Here is a 6,525-nt window from a genome sequence, read left to right on the forward strand (position 1 = left end):
ATGTACTAGTGTTGTTAATAATTGAAATGTAAAATTGACTATTAATTTTTAAACATTTTGTTTAGCCGTTCTGAAACAAACCGATACTAAGATACCCATCAAAATTCTATAGAAGGTAATGACTTAACTTTTTCAGGTTAATAAAACTAATACTAACAAGGAGACACTATTACCAACTAAATTTCTTATGAAGCATAATTACCTTTTAATTTCAGTATTTCTAATCAGTTTAATTTCTTGTAACAATGATCCCGATCAAGTTATTGATAAGGAAGCAGAAGTAGATCAAGAATTAGAACAAACATTAAAGCTAGTTGCCGAAAATGGAGAAGTATCTTATTTTAAACTGCCAACAAGTACTGATCTAGATAACATTCCTCAAGATCCTAAAAACCCATTAACAGAAGAAAAAGTAGCTCTTGGCAAACTATTATACCACGAAACAGGCTTAGCATTAAATGCTATTACAGATGGTGGTAAAAGAACTTATTCTTGTGCTTCTTGTCACCATGCACAGGCAGGATTTCAAGCAGGAATTAGACAAGGTATTGGCGATGGCGGTATTGGCTTTGGCATTGCAGGTGAAGGCAGAAGCCAGAACAACAATGTGAATGCGGAACAAATTGATGTTCAGCCAGTTCGTTCACCTTCTACTTTAAACAGTGCTTATCAAGTTGCGCAACTTTGGAATGGTCAGTTTGGAGCTGTTGGCCCAAATGAAGATACTGAAGCTCAATGGACAGAAGGCACACCAAAGTTTGCTAATCACCTAGGTTTCGAAGGAGTTGAAACTCAAGCGATTGCCGGATTTGATGTACACCGCTTAGGTGTAGATACTTCATTGATAATGGACACAGATTATAAAGCTATGTTCGATGAGGCATTTCCAGAAGTTGATAAAAATAAAAGATATGGCAAAGAGCAGATTGGTCTTGCAATGGCTGCTTATGAACGTACTTTATTAGCAAACGAAGCTCCTTGGCAAAGGTATTTAAATGGTGAACAAAGCGCTTTAACGCAAGAGCAAAAATTAGGCGCCATTCTCTTTTTTGGTAAAGCAAATTGTGTTTCTTGCCATAATGGTCCTGCGCTTAATAGTATGGAATTTTATGCACTTGGTATGGGCGATTTAACTGGAGATAATGTATTTAGATTTACAGTAGACGATCCTGCTCACAAAGGAAGAGCAAGTTTTACTGGTAATTCTGAAGATGATTATAAGTTTAAAGTTCCTCAATTATACAACCTAAAAGATTCACCATTTTACGGTCATGGTGGCACATTTAATACTGTAAAAGAAGTTGTAACATATAAAAACGAAGCTGTTATAGAAAACACTAATGTGCCAAACACTCAATTAGCATTAGAATTTGTACCACTTGAGCTTAATGAAGAAGAAATTGATCAATTGACAGATTTTATTGAAAACGGCTTGTATGATCCAAGTTTGCTTCGATACTTACCAGATCATTTACCATCTAATTTAAATTTCCCAAATAACGACAGCCAATCTCAAGTTGATCTAAGTTTTTAATTTTATAAATGCCCTAAAGTTTAGGGCATTTTTTCTATCATTATATCTCATTGAGATACACTCGTAATACAAAAATGCTTGCAGCATCAATTCGATTTGTACCGTAATAGAAATAGATCTGTACGATATGAAAAGAATTATAGCTATTAGTTTTTCTACACTTTTATTAATTGCAGGCTGCTCCGAAGATGAAATTACAATTACTCATGAAGACCTTTTGGGCACTTGGATTTCAGTAGACAAAAGTGATACAATTCAATTTACAACTGAAATTGATTTCTATAAATCCAGCAAGACGATGGATTACGATCATTATATTTATCAAATATTGAAAGATTCACTTCAAATCGGATATAATGGAAAAATGTTTGTGCTAGTTTATCCAACCAAACATCAATTTCAAATAGATAGAGATAAGTTATTGATTGATTTTAGCCAAGTTGAATGTTTTGGATTCGAAAATGAGAAAATAACCTATATAAAAGAAGACTAAAATTTAAATTAGCAAAGTCGCTACAACAAATCAGTAAATGAAGTACATTTTTTTAATCTACTTTTTAATTTTTTCAAATGATATTGCTTTTGGTTTAACGGAAACCTCAAATCTAAAAATAGTAAATTTTCAGTCTGAAATTAATGATGGGACTTATCAATTATACATTCGTAGTCCTTCAAAGATTTCAAAAACAGAAAAGAGCTCGGCCATTTTACTATTAGATGCCAATTACTATCATAGAACTTTTACTAATATATAATAGGTATCGGTTATTTGCCCAATCCCATAAACGATACTTTGTTTATGAAGGACTTTACTCCTACTGCTGTTAATGGTTTCCCAAATTCTGGAAAAGCTCATGAATTTAAAAAAGTATTAGAGCAAGAAATTATCCCTTACATTATTAATGAGTTAAATGTAAATCAATCCAACATTTCTATAGTGGGTCATCATTATAGTGCTTTGTTTTTAACATGGTTGCTTACTCAAAATACTGGCTTTCAATTTTCTAATTATGTAATCTGTAGTCCAGTTTTAACATTGAATGAGGGCTTTAAAAACTTTCAGTTTGACAAAAAAAATACTGGTATTTACCTGAGTTCAGGAGCGGGTAAAATTATTTATATTGATGAACCTGAACTAAATAAATCGAGATTCGATATTTTAAATAAAGAATTGATTGAATACATAAGTGAATCTAAACAATTGGAAAGCAATTTCTATCCTTCTAAACTGAGATATAACGATTTATATCTTGGCTTTTGCAATGGAGTTAATTTCATCAACAGGCACATAGAGAAATCAATAATTGATGAAGGTAAGTCTTATACAAACAACTTAAAACCAATAAATGAATCAGCCATTTTTATTGATCATTTAACCGATAAAAACACTTCATTTGAATATGAAATCTCTATTTTTTCACCTGATAATAAATCGAAAGACAAACTACCTGTAATTGTAATTCTAGATGCAGACTTTAACTATACTGAATTATTAAATACTGCTCAGAAGTTAATAGATGAAGGAAAAATGTCAAAAAGTTTGATTGTTGGTGTAGGCTATGGCACTACAATTATTGGAAGAGGAAATAACAGAAACCGTGATTTTTTACCTAACAAAGTGAATAGTATGGAATCTGGCAATGGGAAACAATATGCAGGTTTTCTCAACACGCAATTAATATCTTATTTGGAAAAGAACTATTCAATCTCAAATCAATTTACGCTGCACGGACATAGCTATGGAGGATTATTTCTAGCTTATTTGCTGTCAAAAGAAAATATCAACTATGAAAATTTAATTATTTCTAGTCCGGCAATTTGGCAAGATAAATCTGTATTAAAGAAATTGAAATTATATGATAACCCGATTACCCAGAAAATATATCTTGCAAGTGGCCAAATACACGACAACGATAAAGACACAAAGCGGTTAGATAAAGTTTTGAAAAAGAAGACGACAAGCCTCTCAACAAAACTATATCCTAATGCTTCACACCTCACAGTTATATCAGAAGCTTTTGAAGACGGTTTGATGTATTTAATCGAAAAATGATATTACCTTCCCAATAATTAAATCATCAGGAAGGTAGATTATAGTTGAATATCACTTATTGCCAAGTCGCTCTGGCTTCGCGATCTGGATCGTTCATTAACTCGCATTCATCATTTAAGACCATTACTTCACCTTCTTTGGCTGTGTACTTATCCCATTCAGGTAAACCACCTCCATTAGGATTGCCCGTTTTCATAAACTGAATCAATGAACTAGACATCTTATCTGCTAATTTTCTCGGTCTAGCTCCTCCACCTGTGTGAGTAAGCATTAAATCTGTATTGTTAAACCAGAAACAAATATCTAAGCAATGGAAAGCACGCATACGACCATTATACAAATTAGGTTCCCAACCAAACCAAGCTACATAAACTGGTGCGTTTTGCTGTAGTTTGGCATTGGCAGTATTTACAACACCATTTCTATTACTAGAGACTAAAGTCATAATTTCAATTGGCTTTGCATCTGGAAAAATATTGGCGTACGCCTGATATACTTCCGGAGCTTTTTCTCCTAGTCCACCCATAAAACCAGCTCTTTCTTTTAAGAAGTCAATGGCCTTTTCTTCTGAAATGTTTTCCATTTCGGGACTAGTTCTAGACATTCCCCATTCGTGAAAAGTACTGCAAATTAGCATTGGTACATCTGTTGCCGTTCCACCATTATCTGAGAAAAATACTTCTCTTGGCAGATTGATACCATCTGCTACTGGCCCAAATCCACCTCTAAACATACTTTCACCACCTGTTTCTTCTCTAAGTTTAGCTTCTGCCTTATAAGATACGTCTAGATATCTTTGCCAAGGCATTTCTTGCAACTTATTCATCTCTGCCGGACTTAAACCAGCTTCCCTCAATACATATTCTCCCAACTTTTGAGAGTAAGATTGATCTATGGCTTGGGTGGTAGAACCACTTAAAGGCACCATTTTATGAAACAATCCTTTAGTTTGAGGCATAGCTCCCAAAATACATACTTTAGCTCCACCTCCAGACTGACCCATAATCGTCACATTAGCAGGATCACCACCAAAGTTTTCAATATTTTCTTTTACCCACACAAGTGCAGCTACCATATCTAATGCTCCCACATTGCCAGAGTGCTTAAATTTTTCTCCACCAACTGCAGAAAGATCAGTAAAACCAATTGGGCCTAATCTATGATTAATAGAAACAAATACTATATCACCTTTTCTACTTAGGTTTTCTCCATCATAACCATCTTGCTCAATGCCATTACCATTTCTGTAACCCCCACCATGTAACCAAACTAACACAGGTCTTTTTTTACTATCAGCTATTGAAGGAGTCCAAACATTTAATTTGAGGCAATCTTCACTCACATCATCGTAATTCCAATGATCTGCAAAAGAGTAATGCGCATTTGCATAGCGATTTTCCATTTGCTGAGGAGCTGTATTACCCCACCATAAAGCCGGTTTTGTATCTGTCCAAGGTTCTGGTTTTTGAGGTGGCATAAATCTATTTTTCCCACTCGTATCTGCACCATAAGGAATGCCTCTAAACTGTAAAATATCTCTTAGCTTAAATCCTTGTACTTTGCCATATACTGTTTTGGCAATTGCAATATCATCTCCTATAAATAATAATTGCTCATCTCCTGCTTCGTTGGAAGGCTTGTTTTTAATAAAACTTGGAATCGGAGAAGCTGCTGTTATACCTAAACCTGCTACACCAGCAGTAATAGTATGAAAAAAATTTCTTCTGTTGGTTTTCATAATTTGATAGTTAAAATTTCATTTTCAAAATTTAAATAATTAGAGATCTAGTTTTTGCATATATGCTTTAGGTCTTGCACATCGACTATTAAAAGCATACTTAATATAATTAGGACTTACGCAATATTAAATTTCTCTAGCAAAAATGCTCAAAATTTGAGAGATTGTTTTTTTTAATACTAATTTATATGGATAAATCTCTGTACATATCATATCTTCTCCATACTCACGGGAATTATACCTGTACCCACATGGCAGCCCATTCTATGGATGTCAGTCATGACCAAGTCACACGTTTTCTAGCCCATTCTAAATTTACCTCTTCCGACCTGTGGGATATTGTCAAGGGCCATCTCCAAGATAGCCCAGACTCATTTATCCTTGTCGATGACAGTGTTCAGGCAAAGAGGTATTCCCGGTATATAGAATTGGCCAAAAGGCAGTACTCAGGCAATGAGCATGGCCTAGTCAATGGGATCAATCTGGTAAACATGGTACACAGCAATGGCATTGATGGGGATTACTATCCTATCGATTACCGAATCTACCACCCAGAAACGGATAAGAAGACCAAGAATGACCATTTCCAGGAGATGTTCACCCGAATGACCATGCGTAAAGACCTGAAAGCCAAAAAGATACTTTTTGACAGCTGGTATGCTTCCATGGACAACCTTAAGCTTGTGCACAGAAGCGGCTGGACATTCTTCACTACCCTGAAGAGCAACCGCCAAGTCAGCCTATCCAGAGACACAGGGATGCAGGCTGTGGGCACAGTCGAGCTTTCCGGTAGGCAACTGCTGGAAGGCGTACAGGTCAAACTCAAAAAATACCCTTACCCCGTCAAATTATTCAAGATAGTCTCCCTAAACGGGGACATTGAATGGGTGATCACAAATGATCTATCGGACAGGATGAATGTATTTGAGGCCGAAAACGAATCCCAGATCAGATGGCAGATTGAGCAGTTCCACAGGGAATACAAACAGCTTACAGGCTCTGAGAAGTGCCAATGCCGAAAGGCAATCTCCCAGAGGAACCATCTAGCTTGCTGCTACCAGGCTTGGATAGGGCTGAAACTCCTTGCAAAACAGTTGAAAACAACACTCTATCAAATCAAAGTACTTCCGTTCAGCAACTATCTTAAACAGATTCTTGCTAATCCTATTATCATTTTTAACTTAAATGCGTAAGTCCTAA

Annotated in this window: 5 protein-coding genes; 4 read left to right on the forward strand and 1 reads right to left on the reverse strand. The window is 35.4% G+C overall.

Annotated features, from left to right (window positions below):
* Positions 1-187: 187 nt before the first annotated feature.
* The 3 genes from OQ292_RS22905 to OQ292_RS22915 all read left to right on the forward strand — a co-directional run bounded on the left by OQ292_RS22905 (position 188) and on the right by OQ292_RS22915 (position 3,587).
* A complete protein-coding gene (locus OQ292_RS22905) occupies positions 188-1,534 on the forward strand; it encodes a cytochrome-c peroxidase (RefSeq protein WP_284686276.1) in 1,347 nt (448 codons plus the stop codon).
* 127 nt (positions 1,535-1,661) lie between these two features.
* Positions 1,662-2,027 (forward strand): hypothetical protein, encoded by a 366-nt coding sequence (locus OQ292_RS22910; RefSeq protein WP_284686277.1) that lies wholly within the window; start codon positions 1,662-1,664, stop codon positions 2,025-2,027.
* Positions 2,028-2,333: 306 nt separating this feature from the next.
* Positions 2,334-3,587, forward strand: a complete 1,254-nt coding sequence (locus tag OQ292_RS22915; RefSeq protein ID WP_284686278.1) for an alpha/beta hydrolase-fold protein — start codon at positions 2,334-2,336, stop codon at positions 3,585-3,587.
* Between the two features lie 55 nt (positions 3,588-3,642).
* Here the strand turns inward: OQ292_RS22915 and OQ292_RS22920 are convergent, their stop codons facing one another.
* Entirely contained in the window at positions 3,643-5,325 is a 1,683-nt protein-coding gene (locus tag OQ292_RS22920; protein ID WP_284686279.1) for a carboxylesterase/lipase family protein, read from the reverse strand.
* 188 nt (positions 5,326-5,513) lie between these two features.
* Between OQ292_RS22920 and OQ292_RS22925 the strand changes: the two genes are divergently transcribed.
* The gene (locus OQ292_RS22925) at positions 5,514-6,518 is read left to right on the forward strand and encodes an IS701 family transposase (RefSeq protein WP_284683585.1); all 1,005 of its coding nucleotides are present in this window, start codon (positions 5,514-5,516) and stop codon (positions 6,516-6,518) included.
* The last annotated feature ends 7 nt before the right edge of the window (positions 6,519-6,525 follow it).

Source organism: Chondrinema litorale (assembly GCF_026250525.1).
GTDB lineage: Bacteria > Bacteroidota > Bacteroidia > Cytophagales > Flammeovirgaceae > Chondrinema > Chondrinema litorale.

Excerpts from the sequence above, each read along its gene's own strand:
- OQ292_RS22925 (WP_284683585.1), top strand. The coding sequence starts at position 5,514 with ATGGATAAATCTCTGTACATATCATATCTTCTCCATACTCACGGGAAT.
- OQ292_RS22910 (WP_284686277.1), top strand. The coding sequence starts at position 1,662 with ATGAAAAGAATTATAGCTATTAGTTTTTCTACACTTTTATTAATTGCA.
- OQ292_RS22905 (WP_284686276.1), top strand. The coding sequence starts at position 188 with ATGAAGCATAATTACCTTTTAATTTCAGTATTTCTAATCAGTTTAATT.
- OQ292_RS22915 (WP_284686278.1), top strand. The coding sequence starts at position 2,334 with ATGAAGGACTTTACTCCTACTGCTGTTAATGGTTTCCCAAATTCTGGA.
- OQ292_RS22920 (WP_284686279.1), bottom strand. The coding sequence starts at position 5,325 with ATGAAAACCAACAGAAGAAATTTTTTTCATACTATTACTGCTGGTGTA.